Below are 1,330 nucleotides of genomic sequence, written 5' to 3'. Positions count from 1 at the left end.
GCGTTCGTACCGCCCGTCGCGTCGGTCATGTCGTCGCCGCCCTCTCCATCTCCAGCTCCACTTCCGTGCCCCCGTCCGGCGCGGATCTCAGCCGCGCCGTACCGCCGTTCCGCTGCATCCGGCCGATGATCGACTCGCGTACGCCCATCCGGTCCTCCGGCACCGCGTCCACGTCGAAGCCGGGGCCGCGGTCGCGCACGGAGATGAACACCGTGGCCCCCTCGACCTCGGCGAAGACCTGGACGGCCCCGCCGTCGCCACCGTACTTGGCCGCGTTGACCATCGCCTCGCGCGCCGCCTGTATCTGTGCGCCCAGTTTCTCGTCCAGGGGGCAGTCGCCGACCACCACCACCTCGATCGGGACGCCGTGGTGGTCCTCGACCTCCGCCGCCGTCTTCTTCACCGCCTCCGCGAGGGTGTCCGGCTCCTCGGCCTCGTCCTTGCCCGTGCCCTCCGGCCGGTAGAGCCACGCGCGCAGCTCCCGCTCCTGGGCGCGGGCGAGGCGGGCCACCTCGCGGGGGTCCTCCGCGTTGCGCTGGATCAGGGTGAGGGTGTGCAGCACGGAGTCATGGACGTGGGCCGCGACCTCCGCCCGCTCCTGCGCGCGGATGCGCATCAGCCGTTCCTCGGAGAGGTCCTGCGTCATCCGCACCACATACGGGCCCACCAGCAGCGCGATGCCGACAAGGACGGCCAGGGCCGCCTGCAGCACGGCCCCCAGGTGCTTGGCCGAGCCCTGGAGGACGACGATCCCGGACACCCCGGCGGCCACCAGCACGATCCCCGCGGCGCCACGGGCCAGCGGCAGGACCCGCTTGCTGCGGCTGAGCTCGACCCACTGGGCGCGGCGGGCGTTGTCCGCCTGGCGCCAGAAGAGGGCGACACCCGCGCCGATGAGGAGGAGTGGCCAGATGTAGGTGTTGGCGCGGCCGAGCTGGAAGCCCTGGACGAAGATCCCCATGCCGACGAAGAGGGCGACGAGCGCGATGATTTGGCCCCGCTCCGGCCTGCGAGCCAGGATCCGGCGGCGGCCGTCGGGGCCCACGGCGGTGAGCGGGCGGCCGGCGGTCGTCTCCACGCCGCCGACGCCGAGCGGGACGATGAACCAGAAGAGCGCGTAGACGAGCGCGCCGAACCCCTCCGCCATGAACAGCGCGATGAAGACGATCCGCACCCAGGCGACCGGCAGCCCGAGATGCCCCGCGAGCCCGCGCGCCACACCGCCGAGGAGACGGCCTTCGGCACTGCGGTAGAGCTTGCGCGGGGGTGGCTCGGGGGCCGTGGGGGGCACTGCGGCGGTCATGGCTCGATCGTCACACGCCCAGCCGAC

General features: G+C 73.2%; 1 protein-coding gene. It reads right to left on the bottom strand.

What is annotated here, in order from left to right; all coding sequences use genetic code 11:
- Positions 1-25: 25 nt before the first annotated feature.
- A complete protein-coding gene (locus tag GWI24_RS44465) occupies positions 26-1,303 on the bottom strand; it encodes an ATP-binding protein (RefSeq protein WP_210951677.1) in 1,278 nt (425 codons plus the stop codon).
- Between the last annotated feature and the right edge of the window lie 27 nt (positions 1,304-1,330).

Origin of the sequence: Streptomyces sp. MK37H (assembly GCF_018035285.1) — a bacterium.
GTDB lineage: Bacteria > Actinomycetota > Actinomycetes > Streptomycetales > Streptomycetaceae > Streptomyces > Streptomyces endocoffeicus.
The sequence above is the reverse complement of the archived record's forward strand: the minus strand, read 5'-3'. Positions and strand labels throughout refer to the sequence as shown.

Excerpts from the sequence above, each read along its gene's own strand:
- GWI24_RS44465 (WP_210951677.1), bottom strand. The coding sequence starts at position 1,303 with ATGACCGCCGCAGTGCCCCCCACGGCCCCCGAGCCACCCCCGCGCAAG.